The sequence below is a fragment of the Streptomyces sp. NPDC005263 genome (genome assembly GCF_042872365.1).
GTDB lineage: Bacteria > Actinomycetota > Actinomycetes > Streptomycetales > Streptomycetaceae > Streptomyces.
Window position 1 is genome coordinate 870,894 of sequence record NZ_JBIAKJ010000001.1, and the last position, 26,203, is coordinate 897,096.

28 protein-coding genes are annotated in these 26,203 nt (G+C 71.3%); 8 read left to right on the forward strand and 20 right to left on the reverse strand.

Annotated elements, in window-relative coordinates:
- Positions 1-47: 47 nt before the first annotated feature.
- Both ACFYRY_RS03990 and ACFYRY_RS03995 read right to left on the reverse strand, forming a co-directional pair.
- The gene (locus ACFYRY_RS03990; protein ID WP_389139668.1) at positions 48-1,103 is read right to left on the reverse strand and encodes a carbohydrate ABC transporter permease; all 1,056 of its coding nucleotides are present in this window, start codon (positions 1,101-1,103) and stop codon (positions 48-50) included.
- Between the two features lies 1 nt (position 1,104).
- Positions 1,105-2,382 carry an extracellular solute-binding protein gene (locus tag ACFYRY_RS03995; protein ID WP_389139670.1) on the reverse strand — a complete coding sequence of 426 codons (1,278 nt, stop codon included), beginning with the start codon at positions 2,380-2,382 and terminating at the stop codon, positions 1,105-1,107.
- A 340-nt stretch (positions 2,383-2,722) separates the two neighbouring features.
- Between ACFYRY_RS03995 and ACFYRY_RS04000 the strand changes: the two genes are divergently transcribed.
- Together ACFYRY_RS04000 and ACFYRY_RS04005 are read left to right on the forward strand one after the other, a co-directional pair.
- Complete coding sequence (locus ACFYRY_RS04000) at positions 2,723-3,475, forward strand: DeoR/GlpR family DNA-binding transcription regulator (protein ID WP_356775801.1); 753 nt, start codon at positions 2,723-2,725, stop codon at positions 3,473-3,475.
- The gene (locus tag ACFYRY_RS04005) at positions 3,472-4,833 is read left to right on the forward strand and encodes a 6-phospho-beta-glucosidase (protein ID WP_389139672.1); all 1,362 of its coding nucleotides are present in this window, start codon (positions 3,472-3,474) and stop codon (positions 4,831-4,833) included. The genes ACFYRY_RS04000 and ACFYRY_RS04005 overlap by 4 nt, the downstream gene beginning before the upstream one ends.
- A gap of 70 nt (positions 4,834-4,903) precedes the next feature.
- Here the strand turns inward: ACFYRY_RS04005 and ACFYRY_RS04010 are convergent, their stop codons facing one another.
- Positions 4,904-5,335 carry a helix-turn-helix domain-containing protein gene (locus ACFYRY_RS04010; RefSeq protein WP_389139674.1) on the reverse strand — a complete coding sequence of 144 codons (432 nt, stop codon included), beginning with the start codon at positions 5,333-5,335 and terminating at the stop codon, positions 4,904-4,906.
- An 85-nt stretch (positions 5,336-5,420) separates the two neighbouring features.
- Between ACFYRY_RS04010 and ACFYRY_RS04015 the strand changes: the two genes are divergently transcribed.
- The 4 genes from ACFYRY_RS04015 to ACFYRY_RS04030 all read left to right on the forward strand — a co-directional run bounded on the left by ACFYRY_RS04015 (position 5,421) and on the right by ACFYRY_RS04030 (position 8,652).
- Positions 5,421-6,263, forward strand: a complete 843-nt coding sequence (locus tag ACFYRY_RS04015; RefSeq protein ID WP_389139676.1) for a class I SAM-dependent methyltransferase — start codon at positions 5,421-5,423, stop codon at positions 6,261-6,263.
- 167 nt (positions 6,264-6,430) lie between these two features.
- A complete protein-coding gene (locus tag ACFYRY_RS04020; protein WP_389139678.1) occupies positions 6,431-6,652 on the forward strand; it encodes a hypothetical protein in 222 nt (73 codons plus the stop codon).
- A gap of 430 nt (positions 6,653-7,082) precedes the next feature.
- Positions 7,083-7,886: an SDR family NAD(P)-dependent oxidoreductase gene (locus tag ACFYRY_RS04025; RefSeq protein WP_389139680.1), complete on the forward strand. Its 804-nt coding sequence runs from the start codon at positions 7,083-7,085 to the stop codon at positions 7,884-7,886.
- Positions 7,887-7,902: 16 nt separating this feature from the next.
- Positions 7,903-8,652 (forward strand): SDR family NAD(P)-dependent oxidoreductase, encoded by a 750-nt coding sequence (locus tag ACFYRY_RS04030; RefSeq protein ID WP_389139682.1) that lies wholly within the window; start codon positions 7,903-7,905, stop codon positions 8,650-8,652.
- Here the strand turns inward: ACFYRY_RS04030 and ACFYRY_RS04035 are convergent.
- The 17 genes from ACFYRY_RS04035 to ACFYRY_RS04115 all read right to left on the reverse strand — a co-directional run bounded on the left by ACFYRY_RS04035 (position 8,649) and on the right by ACFYRY_RS04115 (position 23,433).
- The gene (locus ACFYRY_RS04035; RefSeq protein WP_389139684.1) at positions 8,649-9,713 is read right to left on the reverse strand and encodes an MBL fold metallo-hydrolase; all 1,065 of its coding nucleotides are present in this window, start codon (positions 9,711-9,713) and stop codon (positions 8,649-8,651) included. The genes ACFYRY_RS04030 and ACFYRY_RS04035 overlap by 4 nt on opposite strands.
- Positions 9,710-11,248 carry a class I adenylate-forming enzyme family protein gene (locus ACFYRY_RS04040; RefSeq protein WP_389139685.1) on the reverse strand — a complete coding sequence of 513 codons (1,539 nt, stop codon included), beginning with the start codon at positions 11,246-11,248 and terminating at the stop codon, positions 9,710-9,712. Before ACFYRY_RS04040 ends, ACFYRY_RS04035 begins: the two co-directional genes overlap by 4 nt.
- Before the next feature lie 38 nt (positions 11,249-11,286).
- Positions 11,287-11,607, reverse strand: a complete 321-nt coding sequence (locus ACFYRY_RS04045; protein ID WP_389139686.1) for an EthD family reductase — start codon at positions 11,605-11,607, stop codon at positions 11,287-11,289.
- Between the two features lie 19 nt (positions 11,608-11,626).
- Complete coding sequence (locus tag ACFYRY_RS04050; RefSeq protein ID WP_389139688.1) at positions 11,627-12,004, reverse strand: nuclear transport factor 2 family protein; 378 nt, start codon at positions 12,002-12,004, stop codon at positions 11,627-11,629.
- Entirely contained in the window at positions 12,001-12,351 is a 351-nt protein-coding gene (locus tag ACFYRY_RS04055) for a nuclear transport factor 2 family protein (RefSeq protein WP_389139690.1), read from the reverse strand. The genes ACFYRY_RS04050 and ACFYRY_RS04055 overlap by 4 nt, the downstream gene beginning before the upstream one ends.
- 102 nt (positions 12,352-12,453) lie before the next feature.
- The gene (locus ACFYRY_RS04060) at positions 12,454-13,080 is read right to left on the reverse strand and encodes a TetR family transcriptional regulator (protein ID WP_389139692.1); all 627 of its coding nucleotides are present in this window, start codon (positions 13,078-13,080) and stop codon (positions 12,454-12,456) included.
- A 270-nt stretch (positions 13,081-13,350) separates the two neighbouring features.
- Positions 13,351-14,139: an enoyl-CoA hydratase/isomerase family protein gene (locus tag ACFYRY_RS04065; protein WP_389139694.1), complete on the reverse strand. Its 789-nt coding sequence runs from the start codon at positions 14,137-14,139 to the stop codon at positions 13,351-13,353.
- Positions 14,136-14,906, reverse strand: a complete 771-nt coding sequence (locus ACFYRY_RS04070) for an SDR family NAD(P)-dependent oxidoreductase (protein ID WP_389139696.1) — start codon at positions 14,904-14,906, stop codon at positions 14,136-14,138. The genes ACFYRY_RS04065 and ACFYRY_RS04070 overlap by 4 nt, the downstream gene beginning before the upstream one ends.
- The gene (locus ACFYRY_RS04075) at positions 14,903-15,679 is read right to left on the reverse strand and encodes an SDR family oxidoreductase (protein WP_389139697.1); all 777 of its coding nucleotides are present in this window, start codon (positions 15,677-15,679) and stop codon (positions 14,903-14,905) included. The genes ACFYRY_RS04070 and ACFYRY_RS04075 overlap by 4 nt, the downstream gene beginning before the upstream one ends.
- On the reverse strand, positions 15,676-16,890 hold the full coding sequence (locus ACFYRY_RS04080; protein ID WP_389139698.1) for an acyl-CoA dehydrogenase family protein: 1,215 nt from the start codon (positions 16,888-16,890) through the stop codon (positions 15,676-15,678). The genes ACFYRY_RS04075 and ACFYRY_RS04080 overlap by 4 nt, the downstream gene beginning before the upstream one ends.
- A gap of 12 nt (positions 16,891-16,902) precedes the next feature.
- Positions 16,903-17,874, reverse strand: coding sequence for a phosphotransferase family protein (locus tag ACFYRY_RS04085; RefSeq protein WP_389139700.1), 972 nt, complete (start codon positions 17,872-17,874; stop codon positions 16,903-16,905).
- Positions 17,871-19,082, reverse strand: coding sequence for an acyl-CoA dehydrogenase family protein (locus ACFYRY_RS04090; protein ID WP_389139702.1), 1,212 nt, complete (start codon positions 19,080-19,082; stop codon positions 17,871-17,873). The genes ACFYRY_RS04085 and ACFYRY_RS04090 overlap by 4 nt, the downstream gene beginning before the upstream one ends.
- 28 nt (positions 19,083-19,110) lie before the next feature.
- Positions 19,111-20,259, reverse strand: a complete 1,149-nt coding sequence (locus ACFYRY_RS04095; RefSeq protein WP_389139704.1) for a thiolase family protein — start codon at positions 20,257-20,259, stop codon at positions 19,111-19,113.
- Positions 20,256-20,627 (reverse strand): Zn-ribbon domain-containing OB-fold protein, encoded by a 372-nt coding sequence (locus tag ACFYRY_RS04100; protein ID WP_389139706.1) that lies wholly within the window; start codon positions 20,625-20,627, stop codon positions 20,256-20,258. The genes ACFYRY_RS04095 and ACFYRY_RS04100 overlap by 4 nt, the downstream gene beginning before the upstream one ends.
- The gene (locus ACFYRY_RS04105; protein WP_389139708.1) at positions 20,612-21,400 is read right to left on the reverse strand and encodes an enoyl-CoA hydratase/isomerase family protein; all 789 of its coding nucleotides are present in this window, start codon (positions 21,398-21,400) and stop codon (positions 20,612-20,614) included. The genes ACFYRY_RS04100 and ACFYRY_RS04105 overlap by 16 nt, the downstream gene beginning before the upstream one ends.
- A gap of 90 nt (positions 21,401-21,490) precedes the next feature.
- Entirely contained in the window at positions 21,491-22,615 is a 1,125-nt protein-coding gene (locus ACFYRY_RS04110) for an acyl-CoA dehydrogenase family protein (protein WP_389139710.1), read from the reverse strand.
- An 11-nt stretch (positions 22,616-22,626) separates the two neighbouring features.
- Positions 22,627-23,433, reverse strand: coding sequence for an SDR family NAD(P)-dependent oxidoreductase (locus tag ACFYRY_RS04115; protein WP_389139712.1), 807 nt, complete (start codon positions 23,431-23,433; stop codon positions 22,627-22,629).
- Between the two features lie 60 nt (positions 23,434-23,493).
- Between ACFYRY_RS04115 and ACFYRY_RS04120 the strand changes: the two genes are divergently transcribed.
- Together ACFYRY_RS04120 and ACFYRY_RS04125 are read left to right on the forward strand one after the other, a co-directional pair.
- Positions 23,494-24,561: an NAD(P)-dependent alcohol dehydrogenase gene (locus tag ACFYRY_RS04120; RefSeq protein WP_389139714.1), complete on the forward strand. Its 1,068-nt coding sequence runs from the start codon at positions 23,494-23,496 to the stop codon at positions 24,559-24,561.
- A 261-nt stretch (positions 24,562-24,822) separates the two neighbouring features.
- Positions 24,823-26,202, forward strand: a complete 1,380-nt coding sequence (locus tag ACFYRY_RS04125) for an FAD-dependent oxidoreductase (protein WP_389139716.1) — start codon at positions 24,823-24,825, stop codon at positions 26,200-26,202.
- Position 26,203: the final 1 nt, after the last annotated feature.

A 26,203-nucleotide genomic window follows, 5' to 3' on the forward strand; every position in this document is an offset into this window, starting at 1 on the left:
GGCGACGTGAACGCTCAGTCCCCGGAGCCGGTTGCGGTTCTGGCTGTTCACGACCGACGGTCCTTTCGCTGCACCAGGCGCCAGTTGATGAGGACGATGAGCAGGATCACCAGGAAGAACGCCCAGACGATCGCGGCACCGTAGCCGAAGTCGTTGTTGTCGAAGGCCTGGTGGTAGAAGTACAGCAACGTGGTCAGGCCCGCCTGGCCCGGCCCGCCGGAGTTGGGATTGGTGGCCGCCTCGCTGCCGAACAGCACCTGCGGTTCGGTGAAGGACTGCAGGCCGGTGACGGTGGAGATCACCACGGTGAACAGGATGATGGGCCGCAGCAGCGGGATGGTGATGGAGAAGAAGATCCGTACCGGGCGGGCTCCGTCCATCTTCGCGGCCTCGTAGAGCTCCGAGGGGATCGCCTGCAGGCCGGCCAGATAGATGATGGCGTTGTAGCCGGTCCACTGCCAGGTCATCAGCGACGCGATCACCAGCTTGATCGTCCACTCGTTACTCATCCAGGGCACGGCCGACACATGCACCGACCTGAGGATGGCGTTGATCAGGCCGAAGTTGTTGCTGAAGACCGCACCGAAGAAGATCGCGATGGCCACCAGCGAGGTGATGCTGGGGATGAACAGGGCGATCCGGTAGAAGGCGGTGAGACGGCGGGTCGAGTTCACCAGCACCGCGAGCACCAGCGCGAGGAAGAGCATCGGCACGGTGGACAGCACCCAGATGACGAGGGTGTTGCGCACCGAAAGCCAGAACACCGGGTCGTCCCACAGGAAGCGGAACTGCTGGAACCCGACGAAGTGCATGTCCCCGATGCCGTCCCACTTCTGGAACGCCAGATACACCGTGTAGAGCACCGGGAAGAGCATGAAGACCGAGAACAGCAGGTAGTACGGCGAGATGGCGAGGTACTGCGGCCAGTACCTGACGGCCCGCCGCCCAGGCCCGCGTGACGTTCCGGCCGACACCGGCCGGACCCGGCGGCCGTGCCGCCCCTGACCGCGGGGGCGGTCCGGGGTCGGCCGGTCGGTGGGCCCGGCGTCGGATCCGGGGGTCGGCCCGGTGGGGGCCGGCCCGGCTACCGGGCTTGACGACATGTCACTTCACTCCCTGACGCTGGGCGATCTGCTTGGCCTGGCTGACCGCGTCCTTCCAGGCCTGCTCGGGGTCCTTGCCCTTGGCCTCGATGGTGGTCAGCTCGCTGTAGTAGGGCGCGGAGACCGCCGCGTCGGCCGGCGCCTCGTAGGCGGCGGGGATCTTCTCGGCCGCCGGGCCGAAGATCTCGATGGTCTTCTGGCCGCCGAAGAAGGCGTCGCCCCCGGTCAGTGCCGGCAGCTTGTACGCGGCCGGAGCGGTCGGGAACAGGGCCGCGTCGGTGAAGCCGCGGGCCTGGTTCTCCGGGTCGAGGATCCAGCTGATGATCTTGAAGGCCTCTTCGGGGTTGCCGCTGGTCGCGGGGATGGCCAGGAAGGACCCGCCGAGGTTGGAGGGCCCGCCGGGCAGGCTCGCCACCCGCCACTTGCCCTTGGTGCCCGGGGCGGCGTTGCTGATGTCCAGCGCGTGCCAGGCGGCGCCGATCTCGGTGCCCAGGGCGCCGCCGCTGATGGCGGCGTTCCAGGTGTTGTCGTTGATCTTGGCGTCGATGCCGAGGGTGTAGGGCTTCACGGAGGTGAGCCAGGCGGTGCGGATGTGGTCCTGGTCGCCGATGAACTTGTTGTCCTCGTCGATGAACCGCTTGGTGCCCTGGCCGATCATCATCGTGAACACACTGCTGATGTTGTTGACCAGGTAGGTCTTGGGTATCGCCTTGTGCAGTTCGACGCCGGCCTTGAAGTAGTCGTCCCAGGTGGCCAGCTCGGCGGAGACCTTGGCGGGGTCGGTGGGCAGCCCCGCCTTCGCGAAGAGGTCCTCGCGGTAGAACGTGGCGCACGGGCCGATGTCGATCGGGAAGCCGATGAGCTTGCCGTCCTGGCTGGTGGCCTGCTTCAGCTTCCACGACAGGTACTGCGGGACCAGCTTGTCCGCGCCGACGGTCTTCAGGTCGATGAACCGGTTGGCGTTGGGCAGGAACGAGGCGATGTCCTCGCCCTTGATACCGGTGATGTCCGGCGCGGACTGGGCGGCCCGCAGGCCGGTGAGCAGCTTGGTCTTGAAGTCGCCGCCGACCACGGAGGTCTTGAGGCTGATGTCGGAGAAGTGCTTCTTGGCGTCCGCCACGACCTTGTCGCTCAGTCCACCGGACCAGTACCAGAGGGTGAGGTTCTTGCTGTCCTTGCTGCCGCTCGACCCGGAGCCGCCACCGCACGCGGCGGTGGCACCGGCCGTGGCGGCCGTCAGTACGGCGGCCTGAAGGAATCGTCTGCGGGAAAGGTCCACGATCTTCTCCTAGTTTTCGGCATGTCCGGCAAGGACCTGTGAGTCGTGGGACTGCGACGGGCACGGCGGGGGCCGGATGGCTGAAGAGCATCGGCGTGGGTTGAACCCTTCAGCCACCCGGGGTGTTCGACCGGGTCCTCTCAGACGGTGCCGACGCTTCCATGGGCGGCGAAGTGCGCCGTTGGTCCGCTTCGGCCGACCGGAGTGGGGTCCGGACCTGGCTCTGAATTACGCAAGAGAGTGCACCCGGTGAGCAGGTTTGACAAGGGTCAAGCACGAATCGAGACATTCATGCGCGACTTTGCTTGAGTTTGGCGTGCTGGCGAGTATGGTCTGCGGCATGCTCCCTGACCGAAGACACCAGCTGATCCTGCGTGCCCTGCGCGCGGACGGGCCCGCCACGGTCGTCTCCCTGGCCGAGACGGTCGGAGCGAGTCAGGCCACCATCCGCCGCGACCTCGCCCAACTGGAGGACGAGGGACTGCTCAAGCGGGTCTACGGCGGTGCCGCCCCCGTCGACGACGAGGACGACCCGTTCGCCGACGTGGCCGGCGTCCGGGTGGAGGCCAAGGACGCGTTGGCGGCGTGGTGCGCAAACCTCGTCAGGGACGGCGAGACGGTGCTGCTCGACATCGGCACCACGGCCCACCGGGTGGCCCGCCATCTGCACGGCCGGTCCCTGACGGTGATCACCAGCAACCTGGCCGTCTACGAGGAACTCCAGGACGACAAGGCCGTCCAGCTGATCCTGCTGGGCGGTGTGGTCCGGCGTGACTACCGCTCCCTGGTGGGTTTCCTCACCGAGGACAACCTGCGGCAGATCCACGCCGACCGGCTGTTCCTCGGCACCAGCGGGATCCGCCCCGACGGCCAGGTGCTGGACACCACCGCCGTCGAGGTTCCCGTCAAGCGGGCGATGATCGCGGCCAGCGCCCAGGTGGTCCTGCTGGCGGACGCGGGCAAGTTCCCCGGCACCGGAATGGCCCGGGTGTGCGGGCCGGAGGAACTCGACGTGGTGGTCACCAACGCGTCCGCGGACGAGAAGACCTGTGGCCGGTTGCGCGAGGCGGGAGTGGAGGTGGTCCAGGTATGAGACTCACGATCCTGGGCGGCGGTGGCTTCCGGGTCCCGCTGGTCTACCGGGCGCTGCTGGGCGACCACGGCGAAGGGCGGGTCACCGAGGTGACCCTGTACGACCTGGACGCCTCCCGGCTGACGACCATCCGCAAGGTCCTCGCCGACCAGTCCGCCGGGCACCGCGACCCGCCCGTCGTCACCGTCACCACCGACCTGGACGAGGCGGTCACCGGAGCCGACTTCGTGTTCTCGGCCATCCGGGTCGGCGGGCTCGCCGGACGCGCGGCGGACGAGCGGATCGCCCTGGAGGAGGGCGTGCTGGGCCAGGAGACCGTGGGCGCGGGTGGCATCTCGTACGGGCTGCGCACAGTGCCGGTGGCCCGTGGGATCGCCCGCCGCATCGCCGCCCTGGCGCCCGACGCCTGGGTCATCAACTTCACCAACCCCGCCGGGATGGTCACCGAGGCGATGACCGCCCACCTCGGTGACCGGGTGATCGGTATCTGCGACTCCCCGGTGGGTCTGGGCCGTCGGGTGGCCGGAGCGCTCGGCGCCGATCCGGCCCGCGCCCGCCTGGACTACGTGGGCCTGAACCACCTGGGCTGGTTGTGCGGCCTGCACGTCGAGGGCCGCGACCTGCTGCCCTCCCTGTTCGCGAACGAGGCCGCGCTGGCCTCGTTCGAGGAGGGCAGACTCTTCGGCGCGGACCTGCTGCGCACCCTCGGCGCGCTGCCCAACGAATACCTGCACTACTACTACTTCAACCGGGAGTCGGTCGACTCCGCGCGCACCGCCGAGCAGACCCGCGGCGCCTTCCTCCACTCCCAGCAGCAACGCTTCTACGACGCCATGGGCACCGCCCACGGCGAGCCGCCCGCACCTCGCGCGGCCTGGAACGCCTGGGACGCCACCCGCCTGGAGCGCGAGACCACCTACATGGCCGAGAACCGCGAGGCCGTCGGCATGGGCGAACGGGACTCGTGCGACCTGGAGTCCGGCGGCTACGAACAGGTGGCTCTCTCCCTGATGCGGGCCATCGCCCTGGACGAACGCACCACCCTCATCCTCAACGTCCGCAACCGCGGCCGGATCCCGGTCCTCGACGACGACGCCGTCATCGAGGCCCCCTGCCACGTGGACGCCAACGGCGCCCGCCCCATCTCCGGGGCCCCGCTGCCCGACCACGGAACGGGCCTGGTGTGCGCGGTCAAGGCGGTCGAACGCGCGGTCATCCACGCCGCCACCACGGGCGACCGCGCCCACGCCGTCAAGGCGCTGACCATCCACCCGCTGATCGACTCGTACGCCGTCGCCAACCGCCTGCTGGACGCCTACCAGCGGCACTTCGCCGAACTCGGCTACCTGAAACGCTGAACCGGGCGGCCCGTGGCCGTCGGCGCGGAGGTGTCGGCGCGGGGGCGTACCACCAGCGTGCGGGCCGGTTTCACGGTGATCGCGGGGCCCGCTTCCTCGGCAGTTCGACCGCGCCGGACGCGGCGGCTTCGAGCAGGCGACGGAATGTGGGGCATTCCATGTGGCGGGGAGCCGGACAGGCCGCCGCGTGCCGCAGGGAGTCACGCAGGACGCCCAGTTCACGGATCTGCCGGTCCAGTTCCTCCGCTTTGGCCGCGAGCATCCGGCGGTCGAGGTGCGGCTGTCGGTCCGGCATGAACACGCGGGAGATCTCATCGAGCGAGAACCCCGCGCTGCGCCCCAGCGCGATCAGCGCCAGGCGCTCCAGCACCCCGGGATCGTACTGTCGCCGCAGGCCCCGCCTGCCGACCGGCGTGATCAGGCCTTTCTCCTCGTAGAACCGCAGCGTCGAGGCGGGAACCCCAGCGCGTTGCGCCACCTCGGCGATGTCCAGATCTGTCATCCTCTTGACCTCAAGTCGACTTGAAGCAGCACGCTGTCATCTCGGCCCCATGAGGGCAAGCCGAAGACGGACACAGGAGGCGATCATGGACAGCGAGCGCAGGACCGGTGACGAACAGGCGGCCCGGTGGAGCGGGCCCGCCGGCCACGCCTGGGTTGAGGCGCAGGGGGTGCTGGACGAGATACTCGAGCCGTTCGAGGACCTGCTCGTCGAAGCGGTGTCCGTCGAACCCGGGGAGCGCGTGCTCGACGTCGGCTGCGGCACCGGAGGCACGACGCTGACCGTCGCGGAGCGGCTCGGTCCGTCAGGCGGATGCGTGGGCATCGACATCTCGGAACCGATGATCGCCGCCGCCCGGAGGCGCGCGGAGCAGGCGGACGTGCCGGTGTCCTTCGTCCGGGCCGACGCCCAGGAGCATGCGTTCGAACCCGCCACCTTCGACGCCGTCATGTCACGTTTCGGTGTCATGTTCTTCGAGGACCCGGTCCGGGCCTTCTCCAATCTGCGCCGTGCGGCGACGGACGAGGGCCGGCTCCGGTTCATCACGTGGCGTGGTCCCGCCGAGAACCCGTTCATGACGACCGCCGAACGCGCCGCGGCACCGTTCCTGCCGGATCTCCCCGCCCGCCGGCCGGACGAGCCGGGGCAGTTCGCCTTCGCGGACCCGGACAGGATCCAGCGCGTCCTGACGCGGGGCGGCTGGACCGGGATCGACGTCCGGCCGGTCGACGTGGCGTGCGCTCTGCCCGAGAAGGAGCTGGTGGGCTACTTCACCCGGTTCGGTCCGGTGGGCGCGATCCTGCCCGAGGTGGACGAGCCGACCCGCGCCCGGATCATCGACACGGTCCGCGCCGCGTTCGACATCTACGTGCAGGGCGCAGAGGTTCGCTTCACCGCGGCCTGTTGGATGGTCGGCGCCCGGGCGTAGGCCGAGTCGAGCGACTCGGCCACCTGAGCGGGGCGGCGGGTCAGCCCCTGGCGCACGGGACCCGGGCCGGCCGGCGGCCGCCTGTCGTCCACCCGGGCACCCACGAAGCCGCCCCAGAGCCGACCGCTCTGTCCCACCGTGCTACGCGCAGGCGCATACTGGAGGGGATGACAAAGCCAGCCGCACCCAAGCGCTATTTGCCCACCAGTCCCTTCAAAGCCCCGGCCACGCCCGCTCCCAAGGAGTTCGCCGTGGGAGACCGGGTCACACACGACATCTACGGCCTCGGCCGGGCGATCGCCGTCGAGGACGGCATTGCGGTGCTCGTGGACTTCGGTTCGATGCAACAGCGGATCATGAGCCCGTACACCAAGATGAGCAAGCTGTAGGTCCCCTGCTCCCGGCCGCGGCAGGCCGGGCGCGCCCCCTGTCCCGGTAACGATTGGAAGACTTCTCATCGACCTCCCCTCGCTGTTCTCGGCGCCGGAAACGGCGCCTCACTCTGCCACCGTCGCCTCCCCGACTCCGGCGACGAACCCCTTCCAGGCACCGGCCTTCGGGGATGACGACTTCTTCGTGCCCGAGGAGGCACAGGTGCCCGCCCCGGGCACGGGTACGGGTACGGCCCGACGCAGGGCCAGGTAGTTCCGACCAGCGACAGTGGCCTCGGCAGTCGGCCACTGGCCGCTCGACCTCGTTCGGGTCCTTTCCGTCGCGTGCAGAAACCTTGTCGCCCACCCGGCAGGAAACTAGACTCGTAACCGAACTGAAGTTAGTTCAGGCGTGGCGGGACTCTCTGGGCAGACGGGAGCAGACGGCATGGTGGGTTCACTCGAGGGCAAGACCGCCCTCATCACCGGCGCGGGCCAAGGCATCGGTCGGGCGACAGCCGTGGAGATGGCCCGCCAGGGTGCGTCGGCCGTGGCGGTCGCCGACCTGAACGGTGCCGGAGCGTCCGAGACTGCCGATCTGGTGCGCGCCGCCGGGGCGAAGGCCGAGGCGATCGTGTGCGACCTGCGGGTCCGCGACGACATCGAGGCCATGGTGACCCGCACGGCCGAACGCTTCGACGGGCTCGACGTCCTGGTCAACAACGCGGGGGTGATCGATTCCTCGCTGACGACGGACCCGGACCACGGCGTGGACACACTCCCCGAGGACGTCTGGGACACCGTCTACGAGGTCAACCTCAAGGCCGTGTGGCTGACCACCAAGTTCGCGGCACCGTATCTGCGCCGCTCCGCTCGGGGCCCGGCGATCGTCAACGCCGCCTCCGTCTCCGGTCTCGTCGGCTTCCCCAACTGTCCCGCCTACGGCGTCACCAAGGCCGGCGTCATCCATCTGACGAAGGTCACCGCCGTCGACCTCGCCCCGGTGCGCTGCAACTGCTTCTGCCCCGGCGTCATCGACACCCCGCTGGCACAGGACTTCTTCGCCGCGGCCGAGGACCGCGACGCCATGGAACGGGAGCTGGTGGCGCCGCAGCTGGTGGACCGGATGGGCCGGCCGGAAGAGGTGGCGCGGCTCGCCTGCTTCCTGGCCTCGGACAGCGCGGCGTTCGTCACGGGCGCCGCCTACGTGATCGACGGTGGCGCGCTGGCCTGGCGCGGGGTCAAGGGCTGAGGGCGGGGTGGGCGTGATGGACGCGAGGCTGGCGGGCCGGGTGGCCCTGGTGACCGGCGCCACCGGAGGCATCGGCGACGCGGTGGTACGGCGGCTCGCGGCCGAGGGCGCCGCGGTGGTGGTGACCGACGTCGACGCCGAGCGCTGCGAGAAACTCGCCGAGGAGGTGGGAGGCGGGGCGCTGGGGCTGGCCCTGGACGTCTCCGACGAGACGGCGTGGCAGGCGGTCGTGGACCGCGTGATGACCGAACGGGGCGCGCTGTCCGTGCTGGTGAACAACGCCGGCATCGCCGCGATGGGCACCGTGGAGACGGAGACCCAGGAGACCTGGGACCAGGTGATCGCGGTCACCCAGACCGGCGTCTGGCTCGGCATGAAGCACGGCGGTGCGGCCATCGAGCGCTCCGGCGGCGGCTCCGTGGTCAACGTGGCGTCGATCTTCGGTACCGTCGGCGGCTTCGGCGCCCAGTTCTCGTACCACGCGGCCAAGGGCGCCGTACGCCTCATGACGAAGAACGCCGCGCTGCACTGGGCGAAGCGCGGCGTCCGGGTCAACTCCCTGCATCCCGGTTTCGTCGAGACACCCCGGTCGCGTGAACTGTGGCGCGGGACGCCCCGGTTGGCGGCGATGATCGAGGGAACTCCACTCGGCCGGCTCGGCACGCCCGAGGAGGTCGCGGCGACGGTGGCGTTCCTCGCCTCCGACGACGCGAGCTTCATGACCGGCTCGGAGCTGTACGTCGACGGGGGCTGGACCGCGCGCTAACCGGTGACGGCGGTGTAGTGGTCGACCCCGCCGTCCGAGCGCGTGTGCCGAGCCTGGCCGCGGGCCACCAGCACGTCCAGGTGGGCCGCGGTCTCGTTGACGGCGAGCATCTGGTTGAAGGCGTTGAGATCGGCGAAGGGCAGCCTGCGCCGGGTCCACCCCAACTCCCCCGCCACCGTGTGGGCGTCGAGGGTACGGTCACCGAGGACCGTGAGGGTCTCGGTGAGCCGGTCGTCGTGGTGGGTGAGCAGCTCACCGACCCGGGCGTGCACGCTGTCCCCGACGGGCCCGTGCGCGGGCAGCAGGCGGGCGTCCGCGAGGGTGGTCATCAGGCGCAGGGAGTCCAGGTAGTCACCCAACGGCAGTGCGGTCGGGCCGAGTTCGAAGCCGATGGACGGGGTGATGTGCGGCAGGACGTGATCCCCGGAGAACAGCAGACCTCGGGCCCGGTCCAGGTAGACGACGTGCCCCCGGGTGTGCCCCGGGGTCGGGATGACAGTCAACTCACAGTCCCCGAAGCGCAGTTCCTCCGCCTCCAGCCAGCGGTCGGGGGCTTCCCACACGCTCGGGTCGAAGTCGCCGTGGTCCATCGCGGCGACCTGCTCGGCGAGTTCGTGCGCACCGGCCCGCAGCAAGGTCTGGATGGAACCGGCCGGCTGGCTCGTGCCCAGCGAGCCGAGCAGCTCCAGACCGCGCCGTTCACCCGAACCGAGGTAGACCCGGGAGCCGAGCAGCCTGCGCAACTCGACGGCCTGGGTGTAGTGGTCGCGGTGGATGTGGGTGACCAGGATGTGGCTGATCTCGCCCAGATCGTGGCCGAGGCCGGCGAGCGCGTCCTCCAGTGCCTTGCGCGACTCGGGGATCGACCACCCGCCGTCGATCAGCACCAGTCCGTCCGCGAGGCCTTCCAGCGCGTAGACGTTGACCGCCCGCAGACCGTCGTCCGGCAGCGGGAGCGGGATGCGGTGGACACCGGGCCGTACGGTCTGGGCTCCCGCGTCCGCCCACCGGCCGCGGTCGAAGCGGGGGGTGGGAGTCGTGGGGGGTGTGGGGGGTGTCATGCCTCTCCTTGGTGGTGCGGTTGCCGTGCCGGCTCCGCGGCGAGCCGGGCGTGCAGTTCGCCTGCGAGCCTACGGGCCCCGGAGCGGTCGAGTTTGCCGACCGTGGTCTGGGGCAACTCATCGACGCCAAAAGCGAATTCGGGCCACTTGGCCTTGGAGAGACCGGTGCGGTCGAGGTGTTCGGTGATCTCCTCGAGGCCGATGTCGTCGGCCCCGTCCTCGGCGACCACGAGCACGGCCGCGCGTTCGCCGAGCAGCGGGTCCGGTACCGGCACCACACACACCCGGGCGACTCCCGGATGGGCGGCGACGGCGCGTTCGATCTCGGTGATGTCGAGGTTGCGGCCGCCACGGATGATGACGTCCTTCTCCCGGCCCATGATGGTCACCGTGCCGTCCTCGCCCCTCGTGAGCAGGTCCCCGGTCGGGAAGAAGCCGTCCGGGGTGAGGGCGGGCGGCTCGACCTTGCCGTCCCGCGCGTAGCCGAGGAAGAGCGAGGGCCCGCGGACCTCGGCCCGGCCCGTCCGGCCGGGGCCGAGGACGCTGCCGTCGGAGGCGACCGCGCGCAACTCGGTACCGGGGAACGGCCGCCCGTCCCGGCCGAGGCGGATCTCCTCGGGGTCGTCGGGCCGCGGCGAGGTGTGGCCGAGGCACTCGGACATCCCGAAGACCCGCAGGATCCGGGTGCCCAGGGAACGTTCGGCGCGGGCGAGGGCACCGCGGTCCATCGGGCCGCCGCCGACGGTGAGGGAGCGGACCCCTTCGAGGACGCGTGATCCGGCGGCCGCCGAGCCCATCTGCAGGGCCATGGTCGGCACGCACATGGTCCACCGCACCTCGTTGTCCGACATCCGCGTGAGCGCCTCCGTACGGTCCCACCGGCCGCTGAGAACCAGGGGCCCGCGGAGCGTCAGCGCCATGGAGACGCCGAAGCAGTACGCGGCGGTGGAGGACAGGGGCACGATGGCGGCCACCGCGTCGCCCTGGCGCAGCCCGTTGATGTCGGCGGTGCGGGAGCACGCGTAGCGCAGCGCGCTCTCCGACTGCACGACCCCTTTGGGCCGCCCGGTGGAGCCGGAGGTCAGGCCGATGAGTGAGCCGCCCGACCAGCGGGAGACGTCTCGCGGGCCGTGGCCGGCGAGTACCGTCCAGCCATCGAGGGCCTCGGCCGTCCGGACGTCCCGCGCACTCGGCCACGCCTGCCATTCCCCGACCGCGGACGGTTCGGCGATCACGACGTCGGGGCGGATGTCCTCGAGGGCGGCCGCGAACTCCGCCTGGGTGGTGTGCCGGTTGACCAGCGCCAGGACACCGCCGGTCATCCCCACGGCTAGGGTCGCGGCGACGGTGCGCCAGGAGTTGTCGGTCTGGAGCAGGACGGTCCCGCCGGGCGTCCCGTCCGGCGTCATGGCATCGGCCAGTCGAGCCGCGCGCTCCAGCAGGTCGCGCGCGCCATGCCGGCCGAAGTCGTCGACGACGGCCGTGAAATCGGTTCTCTCGGCGTGTTCCTGGAACTCCCGCACTGTCTGGCGCATCAGCCTCTTCCTCGCCTCCTCACGACCGACCGGAGTGATCAGCCGGCGTACAGCTCCGCCTCGCCGCCCATGACGGCGATCCGTCGGCCCCGCATGTCCCCCACCTGGGCGACCGCGGCCGCCCACTCGGGGCTGGCCAGCGCCCCGCGCAGGTCCTCGGCGGTGTCGAAGCCCAGGACGGAGACGCCGTCCCAGCCTTCGGAGCGCGGTTCGAGGGCCGTGTCGATGTCGGTGTGCCGCCAGGACCTGAGTCCGGGCAGGGTGCGGGTGAGTGCGGCGTGGTCGCCGCGCCACCAGTCGATGAACCGCTCGTGCGTCCACTCCGGTGGGCGGGCGGCCAGCAGGATCAGGTTGTACATGGGGCCCTCCTCGGGCTTGTCAGGTGAACAGCACCGCGGGCGACCGGCCGATGAGCAGCCGCCGCACCCGGCCGTCGCCGTCGAGCCGGGCGCTCGCCATGAAGGTGGCCTCCGGTACGCCGGAGCGCCGTACCTCGCCGAGGAACAGTTCGTCCTGGCCGACCGTGCTCGCCGTGAGCAAGTGGTGGGTGCGGACTCCCACCTGGCGCTGGGCGAGATAGCCCTCCATCTCGGCCCGGCCGCCGTGGAAGTCGGTCGCGCCGTCGCCCCCGGTGGAGAACAGGATGGAGAACGAGAAGTCGTCAGTGATCAGGTCGAGGATCCGGTCCGCGTCGTCGCTGTCGAGGATCGCGAACCAGTTGGTCAGGAACGGGGCCGCGGCGGCGGGCGCGGTCACGGCCGGTCCAGCAGGTCGAACTCGGTGGTGAAGAAGGACTGGTAGCGGGCCATCAGCCCGCCGGGCGAGACCTGTACGGCGGACAGGAACGCCCCGACGGTCTCCCCCTGCTCGACGACGAAGCCGTACGCCGTCTCCACGTCGCCGTCGACGGCGTACCGCTTGATCTCGTGCGTACGGTCCACCGCTTGACGCCCGGCTATGTACGCGGCGAACTCCTCGCGCGACTGTCCGCCGCGCTGACCGCCCGGCAGGGCGATGAGGAATCGGAAGCCGGGTTCCACCAGGTCCAGGGCCTTCTCCGGGTCCTGGCCGTCCATGCGGGCCATGTATTCGCGAAGCACCATTGCCGACCGCTCTCCTCATTGCCGCAGACAACCTGAGTTCAGTTCAGTTTGACTGTAAGACGGCCGCCCCGCCCCCGACAAGAGGCGGGAGCGAGCCGGGATCTATTCGGCGACCATGCGCACCACGCATCCCTCGATGATCTCGCTGATCTCCGGAAGCGGGATCGCTCCGGTCGGCCGGTACCAGCGCCAGACGCTGACGATCATGCCGAGCACGCCCAGGCCCAGGGTGTGGGCGTCCCGCACCGGGAAGGCGCCCTGGGACATGCCGCGCATCAGCAGGCTCGTCCAGTCCCGCTCGACCATCTGCACCAGCTGGCGTGCCGCCACGCGCTCGGTCTCCTCCCGCTTGGACTTGCGGGGGTTGGCCAGCAGGGACATGTTGGCCTGGAGGATGCGCATCTGGCGGATCTCCTGCTCCGAGACCGCGAAGGCGGAGCGGGTGGCCGCGCGCAGTTCCTCGACCGGGTCCGTCACATCGGCCGTGGCCTCGATGAACATGTCGTGGGAACGCTGGAGCTCCAGACGCATGATCGTGAGCAGGCAGTGGGCCTTCGACTCGAAGTAGTGATAGAGGGCCGTCTGCCCGATGCCGACCCGGTCGGCGACCTCGGACCACTTGGTGCTCTCGTAGCCGTCCTCCCCGAACCGCTCCACGGCGGCCACGAGAATGGCCGCCCGCTTCGACCTGGGGCCCTCCTCCGGATCCACGATCCGCGCCCTCGCCATCGCCCTCTCCCTCTGCTCCACGGCCGGTTCCGATCACGGCCGGTCGTCCGAGAGTAGACCCAAGTTCAGGTTGGCTCCGAATCGCGGGCCGCGCACGCTCCCGGCGGCCTCGCCGGGCACGGCGCCGCGCGGTCCGAAGCCCGGTCACCGGTCATGGGGACCCGACACGGGGCCGCCGAACACAGCGGCCCCGCCCGAAGCCCCGCCACCGGCCACGGCCCCGCCACGAGCCCGCCACGACCGCGCCAGGGCCCGAATCCAGGTCCCCGGTCACAGCGGGGCCTTCTGCCCGAAGCCCGGTCGTCGTTTGGCGAGGAACGCGGCCACGCCCTCCCGTCCTTCCGCGGACACCGCGGCCTCGGCCAGCCGGCCGGCCTCCGCGTCGAGCTGCTCGTGCAACCCGGTCGAGAACGCCCCGGCGACCAGCCGCCGAGTCACCCCGTAGGCCCCCGTGGCTCCGCGCGCCAGCGCCCTCGCGGCTTCCGCGGCCTCCTCCCGGAGCCGTTCCGGCGCCACGACCCTGCTCACCAGCCCGATCTCCAGCGCCTCGGCCGCGGTGACCCGGCGGTTGGTGAGGAGCAGGTCCAGCGCCCGCTTGGGGCCGACGAGGCGGGGCAGCAGCCAGCTCACCCCCGCGTCCGGCGAGTACCCGATCCCGGTGTAGGCGGCCGTGAAGCCGGCGTCCGCCGCGGCGAAACCGAGGTCACCGGCCATGGTGAGCCCGAGTCCGGCGCCCGCGACGGCGCCCTGCACGGCGGTGACCAGCGGCGCGTCGAGGCCGGTGAGGATCCGCAGCGCTCCGTGCAGCGCGTCGGTGACGTCGGTGAGATGCCCGGCGAGCCGTTCCCCGGGCAGCGCGCCGAACTCGTTCAGGTCGCCCCCCACGCAGAAGGACGGTCCCTGCCCGGTGAGCAGCACGGCTCGCACCCGCGCCCGTTCACACTCCCGCGCGGCTTCCAGCAGCCCCCTGGCCATCGCCAGGTCGATCGCGTTGCCCGCACCGCGGCACAGCTCGACATGGGCCACTCGCGCGTCGTCGACCTCGACCGTGACCCTCATCGCGCCGTCCACCCGCCGTCCACGGTGAGAACCTGGCCGGTGCAGTACGCGGACGCGTCCGAGGCGAGGTAGAGCAACGCCCCGTCCAGCTCGCCCTGTTGACCGCCCCGCCCCAGCATCGTGCCACGCTCCACCCATCGGCGTGATCGCTCGTCGGCGAAGAGGCCGTCGGTCATCTCCGAGCGGAACCAACCCGGGGCGAGCGCGTTGACGCGTATCCCGCTCCTCCCCCACTGTCCGGCCAGCTCACGTGTCAGACCGACGAGCCCCGCCTTGGAGGCGGCGTAGGCCGCGCCGCCGAGCGGCGCGCCGGACACCAGCCCCAGCACGGACGACACGTTCACCACCGATTTCGTGCCGTCGTGGTCGGAGGGTGTCTCGGCCAGCAGCCGGGCCAGGTGGAAGGGGGCCACCAGGTTCACGGCCAGGACGTCCGAGAAGTCCCCGGAGCTCTCGTCCTGCGCCCGTACGGCACCGGACGCACCCGCGTTGTTGACCAGGACGTCGAAGCGTCCGCCGTGCTCCAGCACGGTCCCGACGAGCCGTTCCCGGTCCTCCTCCCGCGAGACGTCGCACACGACCGGGTGGATACCCGGGTCGCTGTCGGCCAGCTCCCGCAGCCGGTCCGGCCGGCGGGCGGCCGCGTACACGGTGGCCCCGGCCGCGGCGAGGACGGTGGCGAAGCGGGCGCCGAGTCCCGACGAGGCGCCCGTCACCACAGCCGTCCGGCCCCGCAACGAGAAGAGGTCCGCGGTCGTGGCCGTCACCCTTCCACCCCGATCGGCAGTGCGGTCGCGCCGCCGTCCAGGACCAGTGTCTGGCCCGTCATCCACGAGGACGCCTCGGACGCCAGGAACACCGCCGCGTGCGCCACGTCCTCGACCGTCCCCAGCCTGCGCAACGGCAGCTTCGCGGTCAGGATCGGCTCCCTCGGCTCCCACACGGCCCGGGCCAGCTCCGTCTTGATCAGACCGGGCGCGATGGCGTTCACCCTGGCCCGCGGCCCGAGTTCGTAGGCGAGCTGCCGGGTCATGTGGAGCATGGCCGCCTTGGTGGCGTTGTACCAGCCGATCTGGGGATCGACGACCAGCCCCCCGACGGAGGCGATGTTGACGACGGCTCCCCCGTGCTCCCGCATCCACGCCCGCCAGGCATACCGCGTCCAGGCGACCATGCCGTACTGGTTGACCTGTACGGTCTTCTGCGCGCGCGGCAGGTCCAGGTCGATGAGCGGGCCCATGTACGGGTTGGTGGCCGCGTTGTTGACCAGCACGTCGAGCCGGCCGAAACGGGCCATGGTCTCCTCGACGCACCGTTCGGCGTCCTCGGGCGCACCGGCGTTGGCGACCACCTCGCCCACCTCGCCGTCGCCCTTGACGTGCAGCAACTCCTCGCGGGCGGCGGCGAGTCCGTCCGGCTTGCGGGCGGCGATCACCACATGGGCGCCCGCCTCCCGGTACGCCTTGGCGATACCGAGGCCGATGCCCCGTGAGCCGCCGGTGACGACAGCCACCCGCCCGTCCAGCGCCTGTCCGTTCACAGCGATTCCTCCGGATACTTGGCCAGTTCGCGCCGCGCGACCGTCCGCAGATGCACCTCGTCCGGCCCGTCCGCGATGCGCAGCGCCCTGGTGATCGCGTACAGCCGCGCCAGGACGGTGTCGTCGCTGACCCCGGCCGCCCCGTGCGCCTGGACCGCCCGGTCGACCACCCGGTGTGCCACCTCCAGCGCGGCCACCTTGATCGCGGCGACTTCGGTGCGGGCGGCCGCGTTGCCCGAGGTGTCCATCAGCCAGGCCGACTTGAGGACGAGCAGCCGTAGCTGCTCGATCTCGATCCGGCTGCGGGCGATCCACTCGCGGACGACCCCCTGATCGGCCAGGGGACCTCCGAAGGCCGAGCGGGTCAGGGTCCGACGGCACATCAGCTCCAGGGCCCGTTCGGCGAATCCGACCGCGCGCATGGCGTAGTGCATCCGTCCGGGCCCCAGGCGCCCCTGTGCCAGGGCGAATCCCTCGCCCTCACCGCCCAGCATCGCGGACACCGGCACGCGTACGTCCTCGAAGAGCACATCACCGTGGCCGCAGCGGTCGGTGTAGCCGAACATCGGAAGGTCGCGCAGGATCGTGATCCCGGGTGTGTCACGGGGGATCAGCAGCATGCTCTGCTGCCGGTAGGTGGGCGCGTCCGGGTCGGTGACCCCCATCAGGATGATCAGCCGGCAGTCCGGGTCGAGGATCCCGGACGTGTACCACTTGTGGCCGTTGACGACGTACTCGTCGCCGTCACGGGTGATCCGGGTACGGATGTTGCGCGCGTCGGAGCTGGCCACCTCCGGCTCGGTCATGGCGAAGCACGAGCGGATCTCGGCGGACAGCAGTGGCCGCAGCCAGCGGTCCTGCTGCTCGGAGGTGCCGAAGAGGGCCAGCAGTTCCATGTTGCCGGTGTCGGGGGCCGAGCAGTTGAAGACCTCGGGACCGAAGACCGAGCGTCCCGCCAGTTCGGCGAGCGGCGCGTACTCGAGGTTGGTGAGGCCGGCGCCCCGGTCGCCGTGTGTGAGGAAGAGGTTCCACAGGCCCTCGGCGCGCGCCTTCTCCTTCAACTCGCGCAGGATCGGCGGCAGTCGGTGGGGGTCGTCGGCCTCGGCGAGTTGTCGGTCGTGGACGGGCTCGGCGGGCAGGACGTACTCCTCCATGAACGCGGCCATACGCGAACGGAGTTCGTCGGCCCTCGGGGAAAGTCCGAATTCCATGGTGGCGCTCCTTCAGAGCCGTCGGGCGAGAATGTCGCGAGCTGAGCGGATCATCGCCGCGATGGTCGGCGGCAGCCGCTCCTGGTCGGGGTCGTCATGCCTGCCCTCGCGGTGTCGGCGCAGGTTGTGGCCCATGATCGCGGCCATCTTGGCGCGGGCCAGGGCACGGAACCAGTCGAGGTCAGGGGGCTCGGGACGACCGTCGAGGTAGGCGGTGAGCAGCTCCTCCTCGGTGGGCAGGCCGGGGACGGCCTGGCCGAGCCGGGGGAAGTTGCGGTGGTCGGCGAAGAGCAGGAACCACGCGAGGTCGATGCGCGGATCGCCGTACGCCCAGATCTCCCAGTCGACGACGGCGGCCGGCCGCTCGCCCTGGCAGAGGACGTTGCCGAGACGGAAGTCGCCGTGGGTGAGGGTGGGAGGAGTGGTGTCGGGGACGCGTGCGGCCAGGGCGGTCACCACGTCCTCGCCGCCGGGGCGGAGCGCTGTCGGCACCGCCCGCATGGTGCGGCTCCATCGCTCCAACTCGCCTGCCGGGTCGAGAGGTTCGGAGGTCAGCGTGGTCGGTGTCCGGTGCAGGTCCCGCAGCGCGCCGGACAGGGCCAGCATCCGGGTCCGGCACAGCCCGGGGTCGAGCCGGTGTTCGTCCAGGACCGGCTCGATCGCCTCGCCGTCCACGAACTCCATGGCGAACCAGGCCGGTTCGTCCTCGTCCACGGCGACGACACTCGGCACGGGAACCGCTGATCCCGCGAGCGCGCGCAGTACCCGTGCCTGGCGCAGCATGTCGTTGCGGCCGACGGGACGCTGTCCCGGTGGCACCGCCTTCACGACGTACGACACCTCTCCCGCGGTGAGCGAGTAGGTGAGGCCGGAGTGGCCGCCGGGCAGGGTGCGCAGATCACCGAAGAGGACACCGGGATGCCGCTCGGCGAGCCGCTCGCGAACCCGTCGCCCGAGTTCCGTCACCTGAGTCGTCGTACTCACCTGCTCGCCCCCTTGGGTTCCTTGGGCAGCCGGAGCACGCGCTCGGCCAGGATGTTGTGCTGGATCTCGTCGCTGCCTCCGGCGATGCGGTAGCCGGGGGCACCGAGCAGGTGCTCGGTCCAGGCGAAGGTGCCCCACTCCCCGGTGTCGGCGGCCAGCCGCGGCCCGAGGAGCTGTTGGACGAGGTCGGTGGTGGCGCGCATGGTCGCGGTGGCGTGCAGCTTGCCGACCGAGGCCTCGGCTCCCGGTTCACGTCCGGCCGCCAGGGCCGCCGTCACCCGTAGTCCGATGAGCCGTTGGACGAGGGCCCGGACGAACAGGTCGGCCGCCTGCTGCCGTTCCCCGCCGGTGAGCGGGCGCGGCAGGTGGCGTGCCAGGTCCAGGGCGCGGTCGGCGTTGTCGAGACCGAGGCCGCCGGAGTCCAGGCGTTCGGCGGCCAGGACCGTGAGGGTCACCCGCCAGCCCTCGCCGACGGGACCCAGCCGGTCGGTGTCCGGCACCAGGACGTCGTCCAGGTAGACCTCGTTGAAGCTGGCACCGCCGGTCATCTGGCGGATCGGCCGTACGGTCACGCCCGGCGCGTCCATCCGGACCAGGAAGACCGTGATGCCCGCGTGTTTGGGCACGTCGGAATCGGTACGGCAGACGGCGACGCCCCAGGTGGCGACGCGGGCGCCGGACGTCCAGATCTTGTGCCCGCGCAGCCGCCAGCCGTCGCCGTCCCGCTCGGCCCGGGTGCGGACGGCGGCGAGGTCGGAGCCCGCCTCGGTCTCGGAGAACAGCTGACAGGCCAGTTCGTCGGTGCGGAGCATGGGGGGCAGCCAGCGCTGTTTCTGCTCGTCCGTGCCCCAGACGCGGATGGCGGGGGCGACCAGCTGCTGGGTGACCGGGAAGATCTCGGTGCGCCGTGGCACGTCGAAGGCCGCCTCCTCGGACCGGTACAACTGCTCGTAGTACGAGGGCAGTTCACGCCCCCCGTACTCGGGCGGCCAGGCGAGCGCGCCCCAGCCCTGGTCGTACCGGAGGCGTTCCCAGTCCCGTATGCGGTCGGTCTGTGCGCGTTCCTCGGTGTCGGTCCGGTTCTCGAAGACGGCCACCGAGTCGTCGCCGTGGCCCCATTCCTGGTGTGCGGCGCGTTCTTTCGCCACGCCGGTCAGCCAGTGGCGGGCCTCGGCGCGGAACTCGGCGGGCTCGGGAATGCCGCTCATGGTGCCTCCAACTCAGGGCGCGGCCGGATCAGCGGGTGAGCACGGTGCAAGCGCTGACGCCCGGCGCCCCGTACACGTGGGTGAAGCCGGCCGACGGATCGCCCGGCACCTGCCGTTCGCCGGCCCGGCCACGCAACTGCTGTACGACCTCGTGGACCTGGCGCAGGCCGGAGGCGCCGATGGGTTCGCCGTTGGCGATGCAGCCGCCGTCGGTGTTGACCGGCAGCGAGCCGTCGATTCGGGTCGCCCCGAACGGGATGAGTGACTCCTGTTCGCCGTGTTCGCAGAACCCGCACTCGGCCATGTGCATCACCTCCGCGCCGCTCTCGGTGTCCTGGAGCTGGCACACGTCGATGTCCCTGGGCCCGAGCCCGGCTTCCTCGAAGGCGTGGTGGGCGGCGTCCGCGCTCACGCTCGTCGGCGTCCCGGGGGGCGCCCAGGGGCTGAACACCTCGAAGGAGCCGAACCGCCGGGTCCGTACCACGGCCGCCCGCAACGCGACCGGCGCCGCGCCGAGTTCGCGGGCCACCGCCCGGCTGCACAGGATCAGTGCGACGGCGCCCTGGCCCGGGGAGCAGAACATGTACCGGGTCAGTGGGTCGTTGACCATGCCGGACGCCAGGATCGCGTCGGCGTCGAGCGGCTTGCGACGCCAGGCGTGGGGGTTGCGCACTCCGTTCGCGTAGGCCTTCTCGGCGACCTGGGCGAGGGTGCGCGGGCTGATGCCGTGGTCGTGCATGTACCGCTGGATCTTCATGGCGAAGAACTGTGTGGTGACCATGAGCCCGTCGTGACCGTAGGCCTCGTCGAGTCCCCAGTCGGCGGGCCTCGGGTCGAAGGCGCCGCGCGGATGCTTGTCGAAACCGACGGCGAGGGCCACGTCCGCCGCTCCGGACCGGATCGCGTTGACGGCCGACACCAGCGCGCTGCCGCCGGTCGCGCAGCCGTTGCGCACATTGGTGAACGGCACCCCGGTCAGGCCGAGTTCGGCGACCAGCGTGTCGGCGTTGCCGGCGGCGTCGCTGCCGCCGTACGCGGCCCGTACCCGCGACCACGGCAGCCCCGCGTCGGCGAGGGCGGCCCGTACGGCATGCACGGCCAGTTGGCGGCCGCTCTCCTGGGTACGGGCGAAGGAGGTGATCCCGGCGCCGCAGACGAGTACCTCCTCGCCGCTCATACGACGGCTCCGGTGGCCCTCGGCACCCCGTCCCCCACCGTGATCGTCACCGGCATGCCGATCTCCGCCTCCTCGGGCGGGACATCGAGGGCGGCCAACACGCGTACGCCCTCCGGCAGTTCGACGTATCCGACGGTGAACGGCGCGAATCCGGCGGCGGGCGGGACGTACGGCGGCGACTTGGGCGCGTACCGCTGCACGGTCCAGGTCCACAGCGTGCCCGCGGAGGAGAGGACGACCGGCTCGGCCGGTCCCCCGCAGCGCGGGCAGGCCGGGCCCGCCGGGTAGGTGGCCACCGCGCAGTCGGCGCACCGGGAGCCGTGCAGCCGGCTCCCGGTGTCCGGCGCGGTGCTCAGCGGCCCTTCCACTGCGGCTCCCGCTTGTCCAGGAACGCCGCGACGCCCTCCGCCGCGTCCTCGGAGTTGAGCATCACGCCGACCGCGAGGTGCTCCATGACCATCAGCGACTGGGTGTCGGCGTCGAGGCTCCGGTCGATGGTCATCTTGGTGATCCACATGGTGAACGGGCTCTTGTCGGTGAGGTTCGCGGCGAACTCCTCGACCGTGGCGTCGAGCTTGTCGGCGGGCGCCGAGGAGTTGATGAGACCGAAGTCGGCGGCCTCGACACCGGTCAGCAGCTTGCCGGTGAGCATGAGCTCCTTGGTCTTGCGGATGCCGATCATCCGTGGCACCCGGTAGATCGGACCCGCGCCGCCGTACAGGGCGCGGCGGATGTGGAAGTCGCCGATCAGGGCGTCGTCCGCGGCGATCGCGAAGTCGCAGGAGATCATCAGCTCGAAGCCGCCCGCGGTGACGTACCCCTCCAGGACGGCGATCGACGGCGTCTTCATCGAGTACAGCCGGTCGCAGACCTTCGCCGACAGTACGGCGACGTTGAGCGCGTTCGACTTGCCGACGAACTCGGCCTGGAGGCTGTCCAGGTCGAACCCGGAGCAGAAGGTGTTGCCGCGGCCGCGCAGGACCAGCACGCGCAGCTCGGGGTCCGCGTCGACCTCGGTGATGATCTCGTCCAGCCGTTCCAGGATCGGCACCGTCACGCAGTTCTTCTTGTGCGGGCGGTTCAGCCAGACCCGCGCCACATGCCCGTCCCGCTCGAACTGGATCTCGTCTTCGACTGCCATGAGGACTCCTTCAACCTGAACTGAATTCAGTACGATTCTGGGGGCAGTGGTGCCCCCTGTCAATGGACCGGAAGCGGTGACCCGCGAGGATCAGTGAGCGAGGCCGAGCAGCCCGGCCAGGCGCAGACGATGGTCGTCACCGGTGCCGAACAGTGCCTCGTCGGCCCGCGCCCGGCGCAGATACAGATGCGCCGGATGTTCCCAGGTGAAGCCGATTCCGCCGTGCAGCTGGACGTACTCGGTGACGGCCAGGCGATAGGCGCCGGTGCACACCACCGCCGCGGCGCTCGCGGCGACCGGCAGCTGCGATGTCCGCGACGCCAGAGCGGCATTCGCGTACGCCGACGCCGAGCGGGCGCCCTCGATCTCGACCAGAAGGTCGGCCATTCGGTGCTTGACCGCCTGGAACGACCCGATGACCCGACCGAACTGAGTTCGATGGGACACATACTCCAGGGTGGCGTCCAGGGCGTGCGCACACCCGCCGACGTGCTCGGCGGCCAGCGCCACCCGCCCGGCGTCGAGGACGGCGTCGACGATCGCCGGGACCTGCCCGGCCTCGCCGACCGGATGGGCCGCGGCCCCTCTCAGCCGGACCAGCGCTTGACGGCGGGTCGGGTCGAGGACGCGACGAGCCGTGCGGTCGCAGGTCGCGGCGTCCGGCACGCAGGCGAACAACCGCTCCCCGTCCGGCGCGCGGGCCACGACCAGCAACAGATCGGCGCCCTCCCCGTCGAGCACGAAGTCGGCCTCGCCGCGCAGCACCCAGCCGTCCCGACCATGCTCGGCCGTCACCCTCGCGGGGTGCGGAATTCCGGCGACGGTGGCGGTGAGCGCACCCGCGGCGATGCCGGGCAACCAGCGTTCACAGGCGGACCGGTCGCCGCTGCTCAGCAGTGCCTGCGCCGCCAGTACAACGGTGGGCAGCAGGGGCACGGGGCACAGCACGCGCCCCGTCTCCTCCAGGGCGACGGCGAGTTCGGTGAAGCCGTACCCGGCCCCGCCGTACTCCTCGGGCAGCGCGAGTCCGTGCACACCGATCTCGCCGGCGAGCCGCTCCCACAGTGCCCGACTGTGTCCGCGCGGGCTCTCGGACTGCTCACGGACCTCCTCGGCCCCGCAGGTATCGGCGAGCAGGTCCCTCAGGACCACTCGCAGTTGGCGCCGCTCCTCGGTCTCGAGCAGCAGCGCGGGATCGGCATCCAGCCGGAACATGCGAATCTCCCTCACACCGTGAACCGCCCACCATTGGCCAGCAGCACCGCACCCACGAGGTTCGCCGCCTCCTCACTCGCCAGGAACAGCGCGATGTCGGCGATCTCCTCCGGCGTGGCGTAGGGGCGGACCCGCGGATCGGCGAAGCCCTGCCGCAGCGCCGCGGGCGTCCGCTCCGCCATGCCCGTCCGGGTCGGCCCCGGCGCCACCGTGTTGACGCGGACACCGAAGGCGATCGCCTCCTTGGCGACGGCCTGGCTCAGTGCGTGCGCTCCGGCCTTCGACGCCGCGTAGTGCGGATAGCCGGCCAGGGTGTCGAAGGCCGAGGAGGAGCCGACGGTGACGACGGCACCCTTCCGGTGGGGCGCCATGACCCGCAGGGCGGCGCGCAGGACATGGAAGGTGCCGTCCAGATTGACACGCAGGACCCGCCGCCAGGCGTCGTCCCCCAGTCTCCCGGTCACCTCGAGCGGCAGGTCGGCGAGCAGCGCCTCGGCGATCCACTCCTTGGCCGTGGGATCGTCGACCCCGGCCGCGTGCACCACCACGTCCAGGCGCCCACGCGTCCGTACCGGCTCGTCGAAGGCCCGGTCCACCTGGGCGGAGTCCGCGACGTCCACCGCCAGAACGTGCGCGCCGGGTATGTCCTCGGTGGCGGCCTCGACCGCCGAGCCGTCGATGTCCGCGGCGAAGACCTCCGCGCCCTGGGCGGCCAGCCGCCGGGCGACCGCCGCACCGATGCCGGAGCCCGCGCCCGTGACCAGAGCGACGTGTCCGTCGAAGCGCCCCGCCCGCCCGCTGCCGTTCTCGTCGTCCATGCCGGGTCACCACCTCACTCGACCTACTGAACTGACTTCATTTTTGCTACCGTCTCACACATGTCAACAGCCGGGAACAGAGCGGTCCGACTGATCCGCTGGGGCGGCCCACCGGTCCTCACCGAGGTGCCGCGGCCCGTGCCGACGGGCGAGGAAGTACTGGTGCGGGTCGAGGCGGCGGGGCTATGCCGGTCGGATCTGCATGTCATCGACGCCCCGCCGGGCGCGCTCCCCTACCGCGTTCCGTTCACGCTCGGCCACGAGGTCGCGGGCCGAGTGGTGGAGCGCGGCGGGCGGGCGGTGGGGCCGGCGATCGGCGAGCGCGTGATCGTGTACGGGCCCTGGGGCTGCGGACAGTGCGCGAGGTGCGCGTCGGGCGCGGAGAACTACTGCGACCGGCGCCCGGCGCTCGACGGGGAGCGGGCCGGTACGGGTGTGGGGCTCGGGCGGGACGGCGGGATGGCCGATGTGCTGCTCGTCCCGTCCGGGCGGCTGCTGGTCCCGGTGGGCGACCTGCCCGCGATCCAGGCGGCGCCGCTGACGGACGCCGGACTGACCGCCTATCACGCGGTGAACACCGTCGGGCGTTCCCTCGTCGACGGCGGGAGTGTGGTCGTGCTCGGCGTCGGCGGGCTGGGACATCTGGCCGTGCAGATCCTGCGGGCCACCACGACCGCACAGGTGCTGGCGGTGGACGTACGGCAGCAGGCGCTCGCCCTGGCCGACGAGTGCGGAGCGCATTTCGGCACACTCCTGCGGTCCGACACCGCGGAGGTCCTCCGGGGCCGGACGGGCGGGAGCGGAGCGGACGCCGTGCTCGACTTCGTGGGCAGCCCGTCCAGCCTGGAGTGCGCGATCGCCGCGCTGCGGGCGGGCGGGGAGCTCGCCGTGGTCGGGAGCGGAGGCGGCGAGGTGGCGGTCCGTAAACCCGGTGCGCTTCCTCCCGGAACCCGGATCTCGTTGCCCTTCTGGGGGACCCTGCCCGAGCTGGAACGGGTCGTCGCGCTGGCCCGGGAGGGCACCCTCAGGGTGGAGGCCGAGCAGTTCGCGCTGTCCAGGGCGACCGAGGTGATCGACAGGCTCCGCTCCGGCGCCGTACGGGGACGGGCGGTTCTCGTTCCCGACTGAATCCACGCCGATCGCGACCGATCCCGACCGGTTCCGAACGGTCACAAGTGATCCCGGTGATCCCTGTGATCCCGACTGGCTACGACTGGTGGCGACCGGTCGCGACCGGTCGCGCTGACCCGTCGATCCGGCCGAAAATAACGCCCCCATACCGCGGGACGCACGACCCCTCGACTACAGAAGTGAGTTCAATTAGCGTCGCCCTGTCACTCGGCGATGCGAACACTACGCGAAGACGACGCGAAGGCGGTGGGGCCGGCCATGGAGACGGACACAGAGACGGACACAGTGGATCTGCTGGTGATCGGCGGCGGAATGGCCGGCCTCTCGGCCGCCGCCCGGGTGGCCGCGGAGGGCGGTTCGGTGGTGCTGGTGGAGAAGGCGGACCGCACCGGCGGCTCCGCCCGCTTCGCCGGTTTCGTATGGACCGCCCCGACCGTCGAGGAGTTGCGCCGGGTCAACCCGGACGGCGACCCGGAGCTGGCCGCGGCCCTGGTGGGCGGGTTCGCCGAGGCAGTCGCATGGATGGGGTCGCTCGGCGTGGAGTGCCGGCCGCCGGTGCCGGTGCTGGGTTTCGGCCGCGGCCACCAGGTCGACACCAACCACTACCTCGACACCTGCGAGCGACTGATCCGCGACCGGGGCCAGGAGGTGCTGACCAGCACCAGGACCCGCGCCCTGCTGACGGCGAACGGCAGGGTGACGGGCGCCGAGTGCCTGCTGCCGGACGGTTCCCCGCGCCGCATCGAGGCCACCTGGACCCTGCTGGCCACCGGCGGCTTCCAGGGCGATCCCCGGCTGCGCGCCGAGCACCTCCACCCCCAGGCCGCGGACATCGAGCTGCGCGCCAACCCGCACAGCCAGGGTGACGGGCTCGCACTCGGCCAGGCCGTGGGTGCGGCGTTCGGCGCGAAGGACGCAGGCTTCTACGGGCACCTGATGCCGGCCGGCGTCTCGCTGGCCGACCCCGCGCGCTTCGTCGACCTCGCGCTCTACTACAGCGAGCACGCCCTGCTGTTCGACACGACGGGCGAGCGGTTCGTCGACGAGACGGTCGGGGACCATCTCACCACCATGGCGCTGCTGGAACGGCCCGGCGCCCGTGGCCTGCTGGTCGCCGACGCACGGGTGCACCGGGAGTGGATCAGCGCCTCGTACGTCGAGGGCATCCCCGGCGTGGACAAGTTCCAGCTGTGCCATCGCGCCGGTGCCCGCAGCGCGGTGGCGGACAGCCTGGAGGACTTCGGTTCGATGCCCGAGGAGTGGGGCTTTCCCGGCGCCACGATCCGTGACCGCGTCGAGGAGTTCAACGCGACCGTGGGCGCGGGCGGCGCCACCGAGCCCGGACGTCTGCTCGACGCCCGGCCACTGGACGAACCGCCCTTCTACGTCATCGAGGCCGCCCCGGCGATCACCTTCACCTTCGGGGGATTGCCGATCGACACCTCGGCCCACGTCCTGTCCGGGGGCGCGGGAGCGGACGGGCACGGGCCGGTACCCGGCCTGCTGGCGGCGGGCGCCGACGCGGGGGGCCTGTACCGGCGTGCCTACGCGGGCGGTCTCGCCCCCGCGCTGGTGTTCGGCCTGGCGGCGGCACGGACCGCGCTCACCGAATCGCCCGAGGCCACCGCCGGACGCTGAT

Coding starts and splice junctions, on each gene's coding strand:
- ACFYRY_RS03990 (WP_389139668.1), bottom strand. CDS start 1,103: ATGTCGTCAAGCCCGGTAGCCGGGCCGGCCCCCACCGGGCCGACCCCC.
- ACFYRY_RS04000 (WP_356775801.1), top strand. CDS start 2,723: ATGCTCCCTGACCGAAGACACCAGCTGATCCTGCGTGCCCTGCGCGCG.
- ACFYRY_RS04005 (WP_389139672.1), top strand. CDS start 3,472: ATGAGACTCACGATCCTGGGCGGCGGTGGCTTCCGGGTCCCGCTGGTC.
- ACFYRY_RS04010 (WP_389139674.1), bottom strand. CDS start 5,335: ATGACAGATCTGGACATCGCCGAGGTGGCGCAACGCGCTGGGGTTCCC.
- ACFYRY_RS04015 (WP_389139676.1), top strand. CDS start 5,421: ATGGACAGCGAGCGCAGGACCGGTGACGAACAGGCGGCCCGGTGGAGC.
- ACFYRY_RS04020 (WP_389139678.1), top strand. CDS start 6,431: ATGACAAAGCCAGCCGCACCCAAGCGCTATTTGCCCACCAGTCCCTTC.
- ACFYRY_RS04025 (WP_389139680.1), top strand. CDS start 7,083: ATGGTGGGTTCACTCGAGGGCAAGACCGCCCTCATCACCGGCGCGGGC.
- ACFYRY_RS04030 (WP_389139682.1), top strand. CDS start 7,903: ATGGACGCGAGGCTGGCGGGCCGGGTGGCCCTGGTGACCGGCGCCACC.
- ACFYRY_RS04035 (WP_389139684.1), bottom strand. CDS start 9,713: ATGACACCCCCCACACCCCCCACGACTCCCACCCCCCGCTTCGACCGC.
- ACFYRY_RS04040 (WP_389139685.1), bottom strand. CDS start 11,248: ATGCGCCAGACAGTGCGGGAGTTCCAGGAACACGCCGAGAGAACCGAT.
- ACFYRY_RS04045 (WP_389139686.1), bottom strand. CDS start 11,607: ATGTACAACCTGATCCTGCTGGCCGCCCGCCCACCGGAGTGGACGCAC.
- ACFYRY_RS04055 (WP_389139690.1), bottom strand. CDS start 12,351: ATGGTGCTTCGCGAATACATGGCCCGCATGGACGGCCAGGACCCGGAG.
- ACFYRY_RS04060 (WP_389139692.1), bottom strand. CDS start 13,080: ATGGCGAGGGCGCGGATCGTGGATCCGGAGGAGGGCCCCAGGTCGAAG.
- ACFYRY_RS04065 (WP_389139694.1), bottom strand. CDS start 14,139: ATGAGGGTCACGGTCGAGGTCGACGACGCGCGAGTGGCCCATGTCGAG.
- ACFYRY_RS04080 (WP_389139698.1), bottom strand. CDS start 16,890: ATGGAATTCGGACTTTCCCCGAGGGCCGACGAACTCCGTTCGCGTATG.
- ACFYRY_RS04090 (WP_389139702.1), bottom strand. CDS start 19,082: ATGAGCGGCATTCCCGAGCCCGCCGAGTTCCGCGCCGAGGCCCGCCAC.
- ACFYRY_RS04095 (WP_389139704.1), bottom strand. CDS start 20,259: ATGAGCGGCGAGGAGGTACTCGTCTGCGGCGCCGGGATCACCTCCTTC.
- ACFYRY_RS04105 (WP_389139708.1), bottom strand. CDS start 21,400: ATGGCAGTCGAAGACGAGATCCAGTTCGAGCGGGACGGGCATGTGGCG.
- ACFYRY_RS04110 (WP_389139710.1), bottom strand. CDS start 22,615: ATGTTCCGGCTGGATGCCGATCCCGCGCTGCTGCTCGAGACCGAGGAG.
- ACFYRY_RS04115 (WP_389139712.1), bottom strand. CDS start 23,433: ATGGACGACGAGAACGGCAGCGGGCGGGCGGGGCGCTTCGACGGACAC.
- ACFYRY_RS04120 (WP_389139714.1), top strand. CDS start 23,494: ATGTCAACAGCCGGGAACAGAGCGGTCCGACTGATCCGCTGGGGCGGC.
- ACFYRY_RS04125 (WP_389139716.1), top strand. CDS start 24,823: ATGGAGACGGACACAGAGACGGACACAGTGGATCTGCTGGTGATCGGC.